The organism is Shewanella sp. SM55 (assembly GCF_025654025.1).
Classification (GTDB): domain Bacteria; phylum Pseudomonadota; class Gammaproteobacteria; order Enterobacterales; family Shewanellaceae; genus Shewanella; species Shewanella oncorhynchi.
In genome coordinates, this window is the sequence record NZ_JAKKRS010000003.1 from 156,569 (window position 1) to 171,320 (window position 14,752).

At 44.7% G+C, this 14,752-nt stretch carries 14 protein-coding genes; 9 read left to right on the forward strand and 5 right to left on the reverse strand.

The genetic code is table 11. The annotated features are described in order from the left end of the window. Positions 1–144 precede the first annotated feature (144 nt). Together lysC and L5L91_RS06055 are read left to right on the forward strand one after the other, a co-directional pair. Complete coding sequence (gene lysC, locus L5L91_RS06050) at positions 145–1,500, forward strand: lysine-sensitive aspartokinase 3 (protein ID WP_263235900.1); 1,356 nt, start codon at positions 145–147, stop codon at positions 1,498–1,500. A 1-nt stretch (position 1,501) separates the two neighbouring features. Next, entirely contained in the window at positions 1,502–2,623 is a 1,122-nt protein-coding gene (locus L5L91_RS06055) for a succinylglutamate desuccinylase/aspartoacylase family protein (RefSeq protein ID WP_263184480.1), read from the forward strand. 102 nt (positions 2,624–2,725) lie between these two features. Here the strand turns inward: L5L91_RS06055 and L5L91_RS06060 are convergent, their stop codons facing one another. Further along, on the reverse strand, positions 2,726–3,691 hold the full coding sequence (locus L5L91_RS06060; protein WP_131525184.1) for a zinc transporter ZntB: 966 nt from the start codon (positions 3,689–3,691) through the stop codon (positions 2,726–2,728). A 196-nt stretch (positions 3,692–3,887) separates the two neighbouring features. Here L5L91_RS06060 and L5L91_RS06065 point away from each other — a divergent pair, with 196 nt between their 5' ends. Next, a complete protein-coding gene (locus L5L91_RS06065) occupies positions 3,888–4,262 on the forward strand; it encodes a YacL family protein (RefSeq protein WP_263139714.1) in 375 nt (124 codons plus the stop codon). Positions 4,263–4,353: 91 nt separating this feature from the next. Here the strand turns inward: L5L91_RS06065 and L5L91_RS06070 are convergent, their stop codons facing one another. Together L5L91_RS06070 and narQ are read right to left on the reverse strand one after the other, a co-directional pair. Next, entirely contained in the window at positions 4,354–4,983 is a 630-nt protein-coding gene (locus L5L91_RS06070) for a response regulator (RefSeq protein ID WP_105250232.1), read from the reverse strand. Beyond that, a complete protein-coding gene (gene narQ, locus L5L91_RS06075; RefSeq protein ID WP_263139712.1) occupies positions 4,976–6,811 on the reverse strand; it encodes a nitrate/nitrite two-component system sensor histidine kinase NarQ in 1,836 nt (611 codons plus the stop codon). The genes L5L91_RS06070 and narQ overlap by 8 nt, the downstream gene beginning before the upstream one ends. 225 nt (positions 6,812–7,036) lie before the next feature. On the opposite strand from narQ, the gene nrfA reads away from it, so the two are divergent. After that, a complete protein-coding gene (gene nrfA / locus L5L91_RS06080) occupies positions 7,037–8,440 on the forward strand; it encodes an ammonia-forming nitrite reductase cytochrome c552 subunit (RefSeq protein WP_263235902.1) in 1,404 nt (467 codons plus the stop codon). Positions 8,441–8,594: 154 nt separating this feature from the next. Here nrfA and L5L91_RS06085 read toward each other — a convergent pair whose 3' ends face one another. Next, positions 8,595–9,137 carry a hydrolase gene (locus L5L91_RS06085; RefSeq protein WP_168824640.1) on the reverse strand — a complete coding sequence of 181 codons (543 nt, stop codon included), beginning with the start codon at positions 9,135–9,137 and terminating at the stop codon, positions 8,595–8,597. 343 nt (positions 9,138–9,480) lie between these two features. Between L5L91_RS06085 and L5L91_RS06090 the strand changes: the two genes are divergently transcribed. From L5L91_RS06090 to aroG, 5 genes are all read left to right on the forward strand, one after another. Continuing rightward, positions 9,481–9,819, forward strand: a complete 339-nt coding sequence (locus tag L5L91_RS06090) for a P-II family nitrogen regulator (protein WP_028761800.1) — start codon at positions 9,481–9,483, stop codon at positions 9,817–9,819. 10 nt (positions 9,820–9,829) lie between these two features. After that, the gene (locus L5L91_RS06095) at positions 9,830–11,080 is read left to right on the forward strand and encodes an ammonium transporter (RefSeq protein ID WP_263235904.1); all 1,251 of its coding nucleotides are present in this window, start codon (positions 9,830–9,832) and stop codon (positions 11,078–11,080) included. Positions 11,081–11,258: 178 nt separating this feature from the next. Then, a complete protein-coding gene (locus L5L91_RS06100) occupies positions 11,259–11,597 on the forward strand; it encodes a hypothetical protein (protein WP_168824642.1) in 339 nt (112 codons plus the stop codon). 127 nt (positions 11,598–11,724) lie between these two features. Then, a complete protein-coding gene (locus tag L5L91_RS06105; RefSeq protein WP_263235905.1) occupies positions 11,725–12,918 on the forward strand; it encodes a tetratricopeptide repeat protein in 1,194 nt (397 codons plus the stop codon). 341 nt (positions 12,919–13,259) lie between these two features. Next, positions 13,260–14,315, forward strand: a complete 1,056-nt coding sequence (gene aroG, locus L5L91_RS06110; RefSeq protein WP_131525191.1) for a 3-deoxy-7-phosphoheptulonate synthase AroG — start codon at positions 13,260–13,262, stop codon at positions 14,313–14,315. Positions 14,316–14,418: 103 nt separating this feature from the next. On the opposite strand, the gene L5L91_RS06115 is transcribed toward aroG, so the two are convergent. Next, positions 14,419–14,595 (reverse strand): hypothetical protein, encoded by a 177-nt coding sequence (locus L5L91_RS06115; RefSeq protein ID WP_105250227.1) that lies wholly within the window; start codon positions 14,593–14,595, stop codon positions 14,419–14,421. Between the last annotated feature and the right edge of the window lie 157 nt (positions 14,596–14,752).

Here is a 14,752-nt window from a genome sequence, read left to right on the forward strand (position 1 = left end):
TGTTTCCCTTCTTTTGGGGTGCGTTATCATTGAGCACCAGGCTCTTCGAACGAAGTCAGTTCGGAGTGTGATCATGTTAGTTAATCAATATTTTATTCAATCTGCATTTATTTTTTGCCCTACGTGTTTCACGGAGGTGCGCTAATGTCCCTCGTTGTCGCAAAATTTGGTGGCACCTCAGTTGCCGACTATAACGCTATGAATCGCTGTGCCGACATAGTGTTAGCTAATCCTCATTGCCGTTTAGTCGTGGTCAGCGCTTCGAGCGGCGTGACTAATCTGTTAGTGGAATTGACCCAAGAATCGATCAACGACGATGGCCGATTACAGCGATTAAAACAAATTGCCCAAATTCAATATGCGATTTTAGATAAGCTCGGTCGTCCTAACGATGTGGCCGCCGCATTAGATAAATTATTGAGTCGTATGTCGGTATTGAGTGAAGCGCTTGCATCACAACGCAGCAAAGCGACTATGGATGAGTTGTTGTCCCTCGGTGAGCAATGTTCTTCGGCGTTGTTTTCGGCGGTGATCCGTGAGAAAGGTGTCAACTCAAGTGCCTTCGATGTGCGCCGAGTATTACGTACTGACAGCCACTTTGGCCGCGCTGAACCTCAGGTTGAACAGATTGCGACTCTAGCTCGTGATTATCTACAGCCACTATTAGCGGAACAAGTGATTGTCACGCAAGGCTTTATCGGTGCCGATGAAGCCGGTCAAACGACCACGTTAGGTCGTGGTGGTAGTGACTATTCTGCTGCACTGTTAGCCGAAGCGTTACGCGCCTCAGCGGTCGAGATTTGGACCGATGTCGCTGGGATTTATACAACAGATCCTCGCCTTGCGCCCAATGCCTTTCCGATTGCCGAGATCAGTTTCAATGAGGCTGCCGAGATGGCGACCTTTGGTGCCAAGGTATTGCATCCTGCGACTATTCTTCCTGCCGTTCGTCAGCAAATTCAAGTGTTTGTGGGTTCAAGTAAAGAGCCTGAAAAAGGCGGGACTTGGATCCGTCATCAAGTGGAAGATGCGCCCTTATTCCGTGCTGTGGCTTTGCGCCGCGATCAAACCCTGTTAAATCTTCACAGCTTGCAAATGCTGCATGCGCAGGGCTTTTTAGCGGAAACCTTTGCGACATTAGCGCGACATAAGATCAGTGTGGATTTGATTACCACATCAGAAGTGAATGTGTCTCTAACCCTCGATAAAACCGGTTCAGATTCAAGTGGTCAAGGTCTGTTGAGTGAGGCATTGCTGCAAGAATTATCACAGCATTGTCGTGTGCGAGTTGAAGATGGATTGGCCTTAGTGGCGATTATCGGTAACCGCATCGCGACGACGCCGGGTATTTGTCGTCGTGTGTTTGAAGTGTTAGAGCCACACAATGTGCGGATGATTTGCCAAGGCGCCAGCCCACATAACCTGTGTGTGTTAGTGGCCGAAGCGGAAGCGGCGCAAGTGGTTAAATCGCTGCATCAAAATCTGTTCGAAGGCGTTTAGTATGTTGCCGACAACATCGTCTCTGCAAATCGGGGAGCTTGCCGCAGGGCAAGCGCTCACCTTGCCTATCTACCATTTCAAACCGAGTGACGATAAGGCGAATGGCCCCAAAGTGTATATTCAGGCCAATGTCCACGGTGCTGAAGTTCAAGGTAATGCGGTGATTTATCAGTTGATGAAGCAGCTTGAACACTGTGACATCCGCGGCGAAATCACTTTAGTGCCATTGGCCAATCCACTCGGGATCAACCAAAAAAGTGGTGAGTTTACCCTTGGCCGATTTGATCCTATTACGGGCGCGAACTGGAATCGTGAGTATTTGAATCATGCAATCGATTTGCCGACTTGGTATGGGGAACATGCCAAGCTGAGTGATAGCGAGCTGATCCAAGCCTATCGCAGTACTTTGGTTGAAGCTTGTCAGCAAAAATTGCGTTATGAATGGGGCATCACCACGGGTCATAGACTTGCGGTTAACCTGCAGATTATGGCCCATGGCGCGGATATAGTGCTCGATCTGCACACAGGTCCTAAGTCTTGTAAGCACTTGTATTGTCCTGAATATGACTTAGCTGCTGCGCAGTTTTTGTCGATCCCTTATACGCTCATTATCCCCAATGCCTTTGGTGGCGCCATGGATGAGGCGGCGTTTTGTCCTTGGTGGCAATTGAGTGATTTTGCAAAATCTCAAGGGCGCGATTTAGGGGTTACAGTGTCAGCGTTAACCTTGGAATTGGCGAGCCAAGAGCGCGTCTGTCTTGAGGATGCACGGGTTGATGCACAAGGGATTTTGGCATATTTAAGCCACCGAGGCGTAATAGCTGAAACCGTTGCGCCCGCTAAAATGCAGCGCTTTGGTTGTTACCTTAAGGACTATAAAAAGTATCACGCGCCAAGTGCTGGATTAGTGGAATACCTCGCGCCTGTGGGTGAACCTCTGGCAGCGGGACAGCCCTTAGTGAATTTACTGCGTATGGATTTATACGGTACAGCGGATGAGCTAAAGACGGTCAGTTTACCGCAGGACTGCGTGCCGATTTTGCACTTTGCTTCGGCGTCTGTGCACCAAGGAACAGAGCTTTATAAAGTCATGACTCATGTGTTTGAGTTGCCAACGACATAATCGCCCGCTTAGAGCATAAGCATTAGCTCATAACATTCAGCTTATAAGAATGAACGAAAACAACGCCAATCCTAATTGATTGGCTTTGTTGTGTTAAGGTGGCTATAACCACTTAAATCGATAAAACAGCGCCATTTGCAGGGCGACGAGTGAGATTAATATGCCGCAGAAGGTGGCGAAGGCCCAAGTGTTGTCCGCGCCCGGTATCCCGCCAATATTGACCCCAAGTAAGCCTGTTAAAAAGCCCAACGGTAAGAAGATTGCTGACACTAAGGATAAGAAATATAAGCGTTTGTTGAGTTGCTCCGATTGCTGACTGAGTAATTCTTCTTGAGTTACATTAGCCCTATCGCGCAGGGCATCGAGATCTTCAATGGTGCGGATAAGTTTATCGTTTGTTTCCCTCAGCTTGAGTCGCTCAGTATCTTTAAATAGGCTGAATTGCTCGGAAATCATTTTCGAGAATGCTTCGCGCTGTGGGGCTAAATAGCGGCGAATGGCTACAGTTTGACGGCGCAGTTCGGCGATATCGGTACGTAAATCTTTCACATTGCCTGAGACGACTAGTTCTTCTAAATCAGAGAGCTGTTCTTCCAATTTATCAATAAACTCGACTTTACGATTGGTCAGTCGCTCGCAGATTGCGACGATAAAGTCCCCCGTAGTTGTAGGCCCATTTCCTTCAAGGATCAGCTCGGCGACATCTTTGACCGACTGTAACTCGCGATCGCAGGTGGAAATGATCCGCTGTTTATCGGCATAAATACGCACGGCCACCATGTCTTCGGGAGCTGAATTGGGGTTGAGGTTAACGCCGCGTAATGCGAGTAATATACCTTCACCTGTAATCACAGCGCGGGGGCGAGTGTCTTGGGCGAGTAGGGCATCACTTTCGACCTTAGGCAGACCGCTATTGAGTATCCAGTGGCGTGCCTTTTTATTGCGATAGCGAAGGTGTAACCAGAGTAGGCCATCCTGAGGATCCCATTTTTCGATCTGTTCTAGGCTCAAGGTGGAACCCGCTTGGGCGCCGCTGAGCACTAAACTGTAGATAAACCCTTCGTGCATATCGCATTCCATTTAACTTTCAAAATCATCCAAACAAACTAACTGATTTTGTCATGAAAATGAAGTCAGTACTTATGCTTAACGACATGAGAAAAACGTAAATTGACATAAATTTGATGTGCTGAGGGATGCAAGCAACTTAGCCAAGGATAGGTTAAAATTAGCATTAGTAGGCTTAGATCAAAGAGACAATAAAATGGAATACGAATTTCGGCGTAACAGTTTAACTGGCACTTTTTTGGCTAGCTTTAGCATGGATCATGAAGTGCTTGGGCAATGGTTTACGGAAGAATTAGGGACTGAGTTAGCTAAAATTCAGCAAGTGTTGGGTGTGATAAAAGAAATTCAAGCCGATAAACGAGGTTCATGGCGTCTTGTTGGTAATGATTTTACCTTAGAGTTAGAGCGTGAACAGGCCCGAGTCTTTGCCAATGCCTTAGGCTTTGAGCAAGAATATGAATTGGAAGAGGCTATGTCACTCTATGATGCTGAGTCAGAAGCTTATTGTGGCCTAGAGGATTTTGAGCTGGCGCTATTGAGTTGGCAGCAATTTATTGAGAAAGGTTTGTAATCATTTATTTAATCTCTATTTGATAAAAACATAAAGGCAATCATGGGATTGCCTTTATTGTTTTCGCGATACCAAGCTCATTTTCGTATCTTTAATTATTAAGGTAGCGCACCGCCATTTCGGTTCTCGATTTAGCATTGGCTTTACGCAGTAGGTTTTTCACGTGCACTTTAACTGTGCCCTCACTAATGTGTAAATGCTCTGAAATCATGCGATTACTTAAGCCTTCCGCCAGTTGCTGTAGAATTTGCAGCTCCCTTGGGGTTAGGCTCGAAATCCATTCTTGTTCATCGGTCGCATCTTTAAGTTCGTAAAGGTATTCTTCGACTTCATCGCTGATCACCCTGTGGCCAAGCATGGCATTTTTGAGTTTTTCGAGCAGCAAATCTGGCTCAGTATCTTTGAGCAAATAGCCGTCGGCTCCAGCACGAAGTAAACGGATAACATCCTGTTTTGCATCGGAAACGGTGAGAATTACTATGCGTGAGGTAACACCTTCTTGGCGCATGGCGTTGAGGGTATCTAGGCCTGTCATGCCTTTCATATTCAGATCGAGTAATATGATGTCGGGTTCATCGGTGACCACTGCGGTTAATGCGTCTAAACCACTACCGGCTTCGCCAAATAGGCTGAAGTCAGGATCTGAAGCGATGAGCTGGCAGATGCCTTTGCGCAAGAGGGGATGGTCATCGACCACCAGTACGGAATAAGGTTTACCCATTTGAAGGCTCCTGTTGAGATGGGAAAATAAGCGTCACTCTAGTGCCACTTGACCCTTTGCTGTGGTGCACAAGGTTTAATGGGCTGTTAGGTTTGAGTGCGTCGTCTTGTGCATTGCATCCTTGCTCAGTCGTGGTTGTCATAGCAGGTTTAAATTTCTTTAAATCATTGTCGCTGAACACGACTTTACCTGAAAGCTTACTGGCTCGTTCATGCATTATACCTATGCCAAAATGTTGATCTCGTTCTTTTAAATGTCCAATACCTATGCCGTTATCACAAACATCAATATTGACCATACCCTCGTCATCCTTATAGCAATGGATGTTAATGAGGCTGGCCTCAGCGTGTTTGATGGCGTTTAACGTCGCTTCTCGCGTGATCTGCAGTATGTGGATGTGTTGCTTTGCCTCTAGCCATTGTGGCGCAAGTTTATAGTCTAAGGTTATCTTTATATTCGTCTTTGTCCTGAGTTGCTCAAGCATAGCCTCTAAAGCACTTTTTAGATCGGGTTCTTTAATTGTGAGCCTAAAGGTGGATAGTAACTCCCTGAGCTGCACGTAGGCAGTGCTTACACCTTCGTTGATTTCGGTTAGCTGCGCCTCAACGATTGGACTGCGGCAACTGCAATCTAAGTTTTTGCGTAATAAGCTAATTTGGATTTTTAGGAAAGATAGCACTTGACCTAAAGAGTCGTGCAGCTCTCGGGCAATTACGCCACGTTCCTCCATTAGCGCCAGTTGCTGTCTTTGCTCTGTGGCATTGTGGATCACGATTGAGCGCGTCAGCATAATTGCGAAATTGTTAAACAAGGCGATATTGGGTGTTTGAGCGGCAATTAACTCTAAATAGCCTAAATTAGCCTGCTCAAATTGCAGTGGAAAACGGGTGCTCTCTTGAGTCATATCTGGCCAGCCGCCATCGGCCTCAATCACTTCAAGCTCTTGCTCGGGATACTGGATAATGAGTCTTAGGTAGTCGAGTGATTCATAGCCTTTTAACTGATTCAGCGCCGCCTTGAGCGCCTTATAATCGAGTTTATTCGCGTTTAATGTCAGTAGGTTATCATATAAGAATGCCAGCTCGTTGTTGGCCCTTGTCAGCGCTAAGGTTTTTTCTGCTACCTGCGATTCTAGGTTGCCATAAAGCGTCGCGAGTTCCTTAGCCGTTTTTTGTAGGGCATGGGTCAGCGCTGTGAGTTCAATATATTCGGTCTCGGGCATTTCAATTTCAAAATTACCTTTAGAAATGGTATTCGCCGACTCCATCAGTTTTTGCAGTGGGATCACCACTTTCTTCTTTGTAAAACGCACGGCCACAAAAGCGATAATGAGCATGACGCCTAAGCCTAATATTTGGCTGGCGGCAAGGAGCCTGAGTTTAAAGGCGGCGTAGTGCTCCATCTCTAGCACCAGTAAATCTATGGTATCAACAAAGTCCTTCAGTGAGGCGACATAATCGCGGGAGTTTTCTTGTTCTATGTAGTGTTTCATCACCAGCCATTTATCGATGACAAGCTGATATTGAGCGGCAATTTCTGGCGGACTAAACCAACTTTCCGAGGGCTTTAACGTGTCGGAATAGAGCGTATTTTCGAATTCGGTGATTTTATCCTGCGCAGCATCACTGCCTGAGTTGGCGTAAAACATTAACCGATAGCTTTGCATCCTCAGCGACCCTGAGGCATTAATCGCCTTGGCGTCGCCTAAGCTGTAGGACAAATTGATGATAGCAAAAGTCGATAAACTACTAGAGAGCAGAATAAGTACTAACATTAATCCTAAGATTTTTGAGGTGAGACTACCTCGTTTCATTAATCCGCTGTTCATTTTGATGGCCGCTGTTATGGCACTTTGCAGTGGTTTTTACATTAGAAAATAATGTAATACATTAACAAAAGTATAGAAATGTGAACAACAACACCTTTACATTTTGATCTAGCGCAAACTTCAACCTAGATACCCCCTAAGAGGTATATTTTTAGCAGGGTTAAATCACTAAGTTTGACCATGGAGATGTCGTGATTTACAACAATAATGCAACACGGAGATGAGATGATGAAGAAGATGACAGGTAAGTCCTTTGCACTGAGTGCACTGGTTGCCGCCAGCTTCATGGCAGCGGGCGCAATGGCGAGTGATAAAACAGAGCCTCGCAACGAAGTTTATAAAGATAAATTTAATAATCAATACAGTAGCTGGCATGATACCGCAAAGAGTGAAGAACTAGTGGATGCACTTGCACAAGATCCTAATATGGTGATCTTATGGGCGGGTTATGGTTTTGCTAAAGATTATAATGCACCACGCGGCCACATGTATGCGGTAACTGACGTACGCAACACGCTACGTACAGGTGCACCCGCTAATGCGGAAGATGGTCCTATGCCGATGGCATGTTGGAGCTGTAAGAGCCCTGACGTACCTCGCTTGATTGAAGAGCAAGGCGAAGATGGTTACTTCAAAGGTAAGTGGTCAAAGGGTGGCCCTGAAGTGACAAATACCATTGGTTGTGGTGATTGCCATGAAAAAAGCTCTCCAAAGTTACGTATTTCACGCCCTTATGCAGACCGTGCTTTTGAAGCTATAGGTACACCTTTCAGCAAAGCGTCTAAACAAGATAAAGAATCAATGGTATGTGCTCAGTGCCACGTTGAGTATTATTTTGAGAAAACTGACGACAAAAAGAATTTTGTTAAATTCCCTTGGGATATGGGTACAACAGTTGAAAAAATGGAAGTCTACTATGACTCAATCCAATTTTCTGATTGGACACACGCCCTTTCTAAGACACCAATGTTAAAAGCCCAGCATCCAGAGTATGAAACGTGGAAAATGGGTATTCACGGCATGAATAATGTGAGTTGCGTTGACTGTCACATGCCAAAAGTGACCAGTGCTGAAGGTAAGAAGTTTACCGATCATAAAGTGGGCAATCCATTCGACCGTTTTGAAGAAACCTGTGCAACTTGCCATAGCCAGACTAAAGAGTTTTTGGTTGGCGTGACTAATGAGCGTAAAGCCAAAGTCAAAGAAATGAAGTTGAAAGCGGAAGAGCAATTAGTCAAAGCACACTTTGAAGCAGAGGCTGCGTGGAAAGCTGGCGCAACTGAAGAAGAAATGAAACCCATACTGACAGATATTCGCCACTCACAATGGCGTTGGGATTTAGCGATTGCTTCCCATGGTGTTGCAGCTCACGCACCGGATGAAGCATTGCGTATTCTGGGAACTTCGGTAAGTAAAGCTGCTGATGCTCGTGTTAAGTTAGCGCAATTACTCGGTAAAAAAGGCATCACAGATCCTGTTGCGATTCCTGATATCTCTACTAAAGCTAAAGCACAAGCAGCCTTAGGTATGGACATGAAAAAGATGAATGCTGAGAAAGAAGCATTTAAGAAAGACATATTACCTAAGTGGGATGAAGAAGCGAAAAAACGCGAAGCCACTTATAAGTAGGTTTTAATCAATCGCGGTTGAGTTTTCGATATGAGCTAACCCCTCATGCAAACAAAAGCCCTCGCTGACTCAGTGGGGGCTTTTTTATGGAAAAAATATCGAGTAATGTCAGGCGTTGGTCATGCTGGCTGAAGAAATACCACGGGCTAAGTCGCTATTTGATCAGTTTTAATAATGCCCTAAAGCGCTCGCCTTGGGCTTGATGTTGTAATTCAAATAATAGCGATTCCACGTTAGTTAATAAGGCGCCTCTGGCCGTCATCATCTGAATACCCAGTTTTTTATTATCGGCACTGCGTGACGAGACGCCATCTGCGACGAGATGCACCGAATATTGCTGTTCGATAAGGTCACAACAGGTTTGGTAAACACACACATGGGTTTCAATACCCGCGAGTATGACGTGTTTGCGATTCGTCTTAGTTAATGCCTTTGCAAACGCGTCACAGTGCCAGCCGCTAAAATGCTGCTTGGCAATGGGTGAGCTGGTTTTCGCAAGTAAAGTTTGCAGCTCAGGGCTAGTTGCTCCGAGTTTATCGGGTAGCTGTTCTAACCACAGTATTGGAATTTCAAATAATTGTGCGCCTTGGATTAAGGTCTGTAGTTGTTGATGCAGCTTGTCACTGTTATCCATGATTTGTGCAAGTTTTCCTTGCACATCGACGATAACGAGAACACATTCTTCTGGTTTTAACATCGGGCCTTCCTTCTGCGCTTGATGATTGTCTTAGTGATGATCTTCGCTTTTGTCTAAGAACTTGTGTTGTGATGCTCAGATTTCATCTCGTTTTACGCTTCCCCCAGTAGACCCTAATTTAACCTTGTTACCAATAGGCCTAAGGTCGAATAGCTGTCGCACTTAAACTGCTCACTAAAAGAGTGCATCGCACCAGTTAGTGCTCGATTATGGTGCATTTTTAACCTTAAAAAATAGTGTTAAATAATTTAAACCAATAATAATCAATAGATTAAATTGTTGGCCTAATGATTGAATTACCTTTGATACAAGTTAATAACAATCGCGTTTTTTGGAGGTCAGGATGAAACTAGTCAGCGCTATCATCAAGCCGTTTAAGTTGGATGATGTCCGTGAAGCTATCGCCGGAATTGGTATTGAGGGCATGACGGTGACCGAAGTGAAAGGTTTTGGCCGTCAGAAAGGGCATACAGAGTTGTATCGCGGCGCCGAGTATCAGGTGGATTTTTTGCCAAAAGTAAAACTAGAAATTGCCACTAAGGCTGAAAATCTCGACATGTTGATTGAGGCAATTACCACTGCGGCCCATACGGGGAAAATTGGTGACGGTAAGATCTTCGTCGTTGATTTAGAACATGCTATCCGTATCCGTACGGGTGAACTTGATACTGAAGCGCTATAAGGGGCTGACAATGGAAGAATTAACGAAATTAGGCGGCACAGTCATTGAACTACGCTTTGCACTCGATACCTTTTACTTTTTGATTTCTGGCGCTTTAGTCATGTGGATGGCGGCGGGATTCGCTATGTTAGAAGCGGGTTTAGTTCGCTCTAAAAATACCACTGAAATTTTAACTAAGAACGTTGTGCTGTACGCGATTGCCTGTGTGATGTATCTGTTGGTTGGCTACAACATCATGTATGTGGATAACACTGAAGGTGGCTGGTTACCGTCAATTGGCACCTTAATTGGTTCGCAATCAGCAGATGCGAGCCATGCATTAGAATCTGACTTCTTCTTCCAAGTTGTATTTGTGGCAACGGCGATGTCAATTGTCTCTGGTGCTGTGGCGGAACGGATGAAGTTGTGGGCTTTCTTGTTCTTTTCTGTGGTGATGACAGCGGTTATCTATCCAGTAGAAGGTTATTGGACTTGGGGCCAAGGTTTTATCGCTAAACTGGGCTTTGTAGACTTTGCTGGTAGCGGTATTGTGCATATGACGGGGGCGACCGCGGCGATTGCTGGCGTAATATTACTCGGTGCGCGTAAGGGTAAATACGGGCCTAATGGTCAAGTGAATCCTATTCCAGGCTCTAACTTGCCAATGGCAACCTTAGGTATGTTTATTCTGTGGATGGGCTGGTTTGGCTTTAACGGCGGATCGCAATTAATGGTGTCGGATGCGGCGAATGCAAGCTCAGTGGCGAAAGTGTTTGTGAATACCAATACCGCAGCGGCTTTTGGTGCTATCTCTGCGCTTATCGTGTGTAAGATGATTTGGGGTAAAGCGGATTTGACCATGATCCTTAACGGTATTCTGGCTGGATTAGTGGCAATTACGGCAGATCCTCTTTCGCCTTCATTGTTAATGGCGGGTGTGATTGGTTTAGTGGCGGGCGGTGTGGTGGTCTTCTCGATTGTGGGCTTAGATCGCATTAAGATCGATGATCCCGTCGGTGCGATTTCAGTACATGGTGTGGCTGGTTTCCTTGGTTTAATGTGTGTGCCATTATCCAATGCCAATGCAACTATTACCGGACAGTTGACGGGTGCAGCGATCATTTTCACTTGGGTATTCTGCTCATCATTTGCTGTCTGGTATGTGATTAAGATAACCATGGGGATCCGTGTTACTGAGGAAGAAGAATACAACGGTATGGATGCTTCTGACTGCGGTATTGATGCCTATCCTGAGTTTGTTACGGTCAAAAATGCGGGCTGATTAAACTTGCACATTAATGCGTGATTCACCTTGATGCTTAGCTTGGATCGAGGGATAGTGAAGCAGAGCCTAGGCTCTGCTTTTTTATGGGTAATCACTGTGATTGAAGTTTTAGCACAGGGTCATAAGCTTAATTACTGAGCAATTCTGTTTTCTTGCATAAATTAAGGAGTGTTCTATGAGCTTGAATATAAAAACAATAGGTCAATTTTCGCGACTAAGTCTTATCGTCATTTCTGGCTGGATATCGGTTTCTGCCTTTGCAGGAGAAGTGATCGTTAATCGCTCAAGTGAGCCTGTCGATGCCTTTGCCGTGCGTGATCAAGTGCTCAAGGATTTTGAATGGCAGGAGTCACTTCGTCGCCAGCAGCAAATCCAAATTCTGCAGGCTTTACCCTCAGGTTGCGTTACGGTCATGAAACCCTATCGACATTTTACCTGTGGAGAGCATAACTATCGGCCGTATGATTATCAGCAGCGTGAGTTATACATAGAAGTTGACCGACCTTCGCAATAGTTAATTCGTTAAATTATTTGCAATTATTTTCAATCGATCGCGATTATTATTTTTTGTAACCATTTTATGTCGTCTTTTTCGCCATTTGTAATAAGCTCAAATAGGAGCTAATGGTGTGGGAGGACGTATGTCGAAACTATTCCGAGCCGTATACTTGAGTACGATCTTGAGCGTTGTATTCAGTCAATTGTTTGCTTGTAGCTCGACGACCATTGAGCCTAATCCGTCGGATCTTGAGTCGTTACTTGCCGATTCACTGTTTACCCTTGTGGCCGATATTCCTTCTGTTGCGGATATTTTTTATCTGCCACCCGAGGTCGTAACAGACGTAAAACGTCGCTATGGAATATACACTTTGTCACACAATAACAACATGTTAGCCAATGAATGGTTAGCTAGTTATATCAATGCGAGTCAAACCAATAGCGCTAACATTGATTTTCGATATAAAGATAATCTGACCCAAATTGCCCGTGAAACCTATGCCCAAAGGGCGGGTAATTGCATGTCTTTAGTGGTCATGACTTCTGCGTTAGCGGACATATTGAATGTGAGTGCTGAGTATCAAGATATTGCGATAGAACCCGTATGGGATAAGCAAGGTGATTTCTATTTAATCAATGGGCATGTGAATTTACGCTTACTTCCACCTGAAAACGCACATTCAGTTTATGTGTCATCTACCGCAGTTTTAGTGGACTTTATGCCAGAGCGAGCTCTACGGGGATACGGTAAAACCCAAGTGGATCGGCAGACCTTAATCAGCATGTTTTACAACAATATGGCGGCAGAGTCTTTGGTGAACGGTGATTTAGACAGGGCCTATGCCTTGATTAAAGTGGGTTTAAAAGTCGGCCAGTTTGTTCCTTCACTCAACACGCTCGCCATTATTTACCGGCATAAAGGTGATGAAAAGCGGGCCGAACAGGTTTATCGCTATGCACTCAAGTTTGATGCGAAAAATCTGACAACGCTTTATAACTTAGCCTTGATTTTAGGGGAGCAGGGGCGGCTTGATGAATGGGCCGAAATTAATAAAGTGCTTGAATTAGCGCGAATACGTAATCCCTATTATTACTATGACATGGGGCAGCAAGCCTATGATGAGCATCAATACGATGAAGCCTTGGCTTGGTATCAAAGGGCGTTGGCAAAAGCGGATTATCGTCATGAGTTCTTCTTCGGTTTATCTAAAACCTACTGGGCGCTGGGGGACGAAAAGCGTGCCAAACTGAATATGGATAAAGCCTTGGCTTTGAGCCGAGATGAGTCAGAGCGTCAACGCTATCAGAGCAAGTTACAAGTCATGTTACAGCATTAGCATTTGCCCGCTCTTTTCTATACATCAATTAAGCTTATTACGGGTAAACATCTTTGCTTGCTAACATAGGGCGCCTAAATACACTTGCAGCAAATATGTTTATTCCTTTTTATCCGCCATATTCGATTTTGTTCATCAAGGCTGTGAGTTAGCTGGCATATTTGAATTTTGATTTTTTTAAAATATATTAAAACAATAAGTTATATTTGATTTTTTGAAATGGAGACAACTTGGTTGCATTGGCGCCTGAGACTCGATAAATTGAACCCAGTATTGCAGTTGAGATCCCTTATCGCAGCGATAGAAATAGCCTAAAACACCAGCGTTGGAGCAGTAAAATTATGTATTACCAAAATGATGACGTTCGCATTAAAGAAGTAAAAGAGTTACTTCCACCTATCGCGATTCTTGAACGATTTCCTGCTTCCGAAAAAGCCTCTGCGACTGTGTTTAATGCGCGTAATAGTATCCATAATATTCTGGCTAAGTCTGATGATCGTCTCTTAGTGGTGATTGGCCCTTGTTCTATCCACGATCCCAAAGCTGCGTTGGAATATGGACAGCGTTTGGTCTCACTGCGTGAACGTTATAAAGATCAACTCGAAATTGTGATGCGAGTGTATTTTGAAAAACCAAGAACCACAGTGGGTTGGAAGGGGCTGATTAACGATCCTTACATGGATAACAGCTTTAAACTCAATGATGGTTTACGCACCGCCCGTAAATTATTAGTGGATTTGAACGACAGCGGTATGCCAACCGCGGGTGAGTTTCTTGACATGATCACCCCACAATATATGGCTGATTTAATGTGCTGGGGAGCCATTGGCGCCCGTACGACAGAATCTCAGGTACACAGAGAGTTAGCCTCGGGTCTTTCTTGTCCGGTCGGCTTTAAAAATGGTACTGATGGCACGATCAAAGTTGCTATTGATGCGATAGGTGCTGCCAATGCACCACACCATTTTTTATCTGTGACTAAGTTGGGCCATTCGGCGATCGTTTCGACTAAGGGCAATCCTGATTGCCACATTATTTTACGGGGTGGCCGCGAGCCTAATTATAGCGCGCCGCATGTCACTGAGATTAGCCAGCAATTGTTAAAAGCAAAGCTTGCCGACAACATCATGATCGACTTTAGCCATGCGAATAGTAGTAAAGAGTATCAACGTCAGTTAGTGGTTGCTGAAGATGTCGCTGGTCAAGTGGCGGCGGGAAATACTGCTATTTTTGGTGTTATGGTAGAAAGCCATTTAGTGGAAGGTCGTCAAGATCTTATTGAAGGTCAAGAGTTATGCTATGGGCAGAGTATTACCGATGCGTGTATTGGTTGGGATGATACCGAGCGTCTGTTAGCCATTTTGAATCAAAGCATTATCGAACGCCGTCAGGTTTAATTGTCTGCTCGAGCGAACATAAGCCGCAACTATACCTGAGTTAGCCGTTAACGATTGCGGGTTAAGTAAAAACAAAGGCGCTATCCCGGCGCCTTTGTTTTATCTATTTATTGCTTATTTCAACAATGTATTCATTTGCTTTGGCTAAGCTACCAAAGGCGGCAATAAGGTTGTTTCTACCTTTATCTTGTATCTCTGGATTGCCTGATTCGATCATCATCCACACCCAAGTTTGGATCAGTGGTAATGGCGGGTATTGAACTTTAGCGGAATCCAACATAAAGCTTCCTTTGATCTTAATTTAATTTGTTTGTCTTAATGTTCTCGCTAGAACTTGGGCGTATGAATCGCAAAATCTAGCGCGTAGAGGTTAACAAATTCTATTGATTTGTATAACCGCCTCCATGGCATTTTGGGCAAAACGGCAAAAATAATCA

What these genes read in the sequence shown, in the direction of transcription:
- lysC (WP_263235900.1), top strand. Translation starts at nt 145, where the DNA reads ATGTCCCTCGTTGTCGCAAAATTTGGTGGCACCTCAGTTGCCGACTAT.
- L5L91_RS06055 (WP_263184480.1), top strand. Translation starts at nt 1,502, where the DNA reads ATGTTGCCGACAACATCGTCTCTGCAAATCGGGGAGCTTGCCGCAGGG.
- L5L91_RS06060 (WP_131525184.1), bottom strand. Translation starts at nt 3,691, where the DNA reads ATGCACGAAGGGTTTATCTACAGTTTAGTGCTCAGCGGCGCCCAAGCG.
- L5L91_RS06065 (WP_263139714.1), top strand. Translation starts at nt 3,888, where the DNA reads ATGGAATACGAATTTCGGCGTAACAGTTTAACTGGCACTTTTTTGGCT.
- L5L91_RS06070 (WP_105250232.1), bottom strand. Translation starts at nt 4,983, where the DNA reads ATGGGTAAACCTTATTCCGTACTGGTGGTCGATGACCATCCCCTCTTG.
- narQ (WP_263139712.1), bottom strand. Translation starts at nt 6,811, where the DNA reads ATGAACAGCGGATTAATGAAACGAGGTAGTCTCACCTCAAAAATCTTA.
- nrfA (WP_263235902.1), top strand. Translation starts at nt 7,037, where the DNA reads ATGATGAAGAAGATGACAGGTAAGTCCTTTGCACTGAGTGCACTGGTT.
- L5L91_RS06085 (WP_168824640.1), bottom strand. Translation starts at nt 9,137, where the DNA reads ATGTTAAAACCAGAAGAATGTGTTCTCGTTATCGTCGATGTGCAAGGA.
- L5L91_RS06090 (WP_028761800.1), top strand. Translation starts at nt 9,481, where the DNA reads ATGAAACTAGTCAGCGCTATCATCAAGCCGTTTAAGTTGGATGATGTC.
- L5L91_RS06095 (WP_263235904.1), top strand. Translation starts at nt 9,830, where the DNA reads ATGGAAGAATTAACGAAATTAGGCGGCACAGTCATTGAACTACGCTTT.
- L5L91_RS06100 (WP_168824642.1), top strand. Translation starts at nt 11,259, where the DNA reads ATGAGCTTGAATATAAAAACAATAGGTCAATTTTCGCGACTAAGTCTT.
- L5L91_RS06105 (WP_263235905.1), top strand. Translation starts at nt 11,725, where the DNA reads ATGTCGAAACTATTCCGAGCCGTATACTTGAGTACGATCTTGAGCGTT.
- aroG (WP_131525191.1), top strand. Translation starts at nt 13,260, where the DNA reads ATGTATTACCAAAATGATGACGTTCGCATTAAAGAAGTAAAAGAGTTA.
- L5L91_RS06115 (WP_105250227.1), bottom strand. Translation starts at nt 14,595, where the DNA reads ATGTTGGATTCCGCTAAAGTTCAATACCCGCCATTACCACTGATCCAA.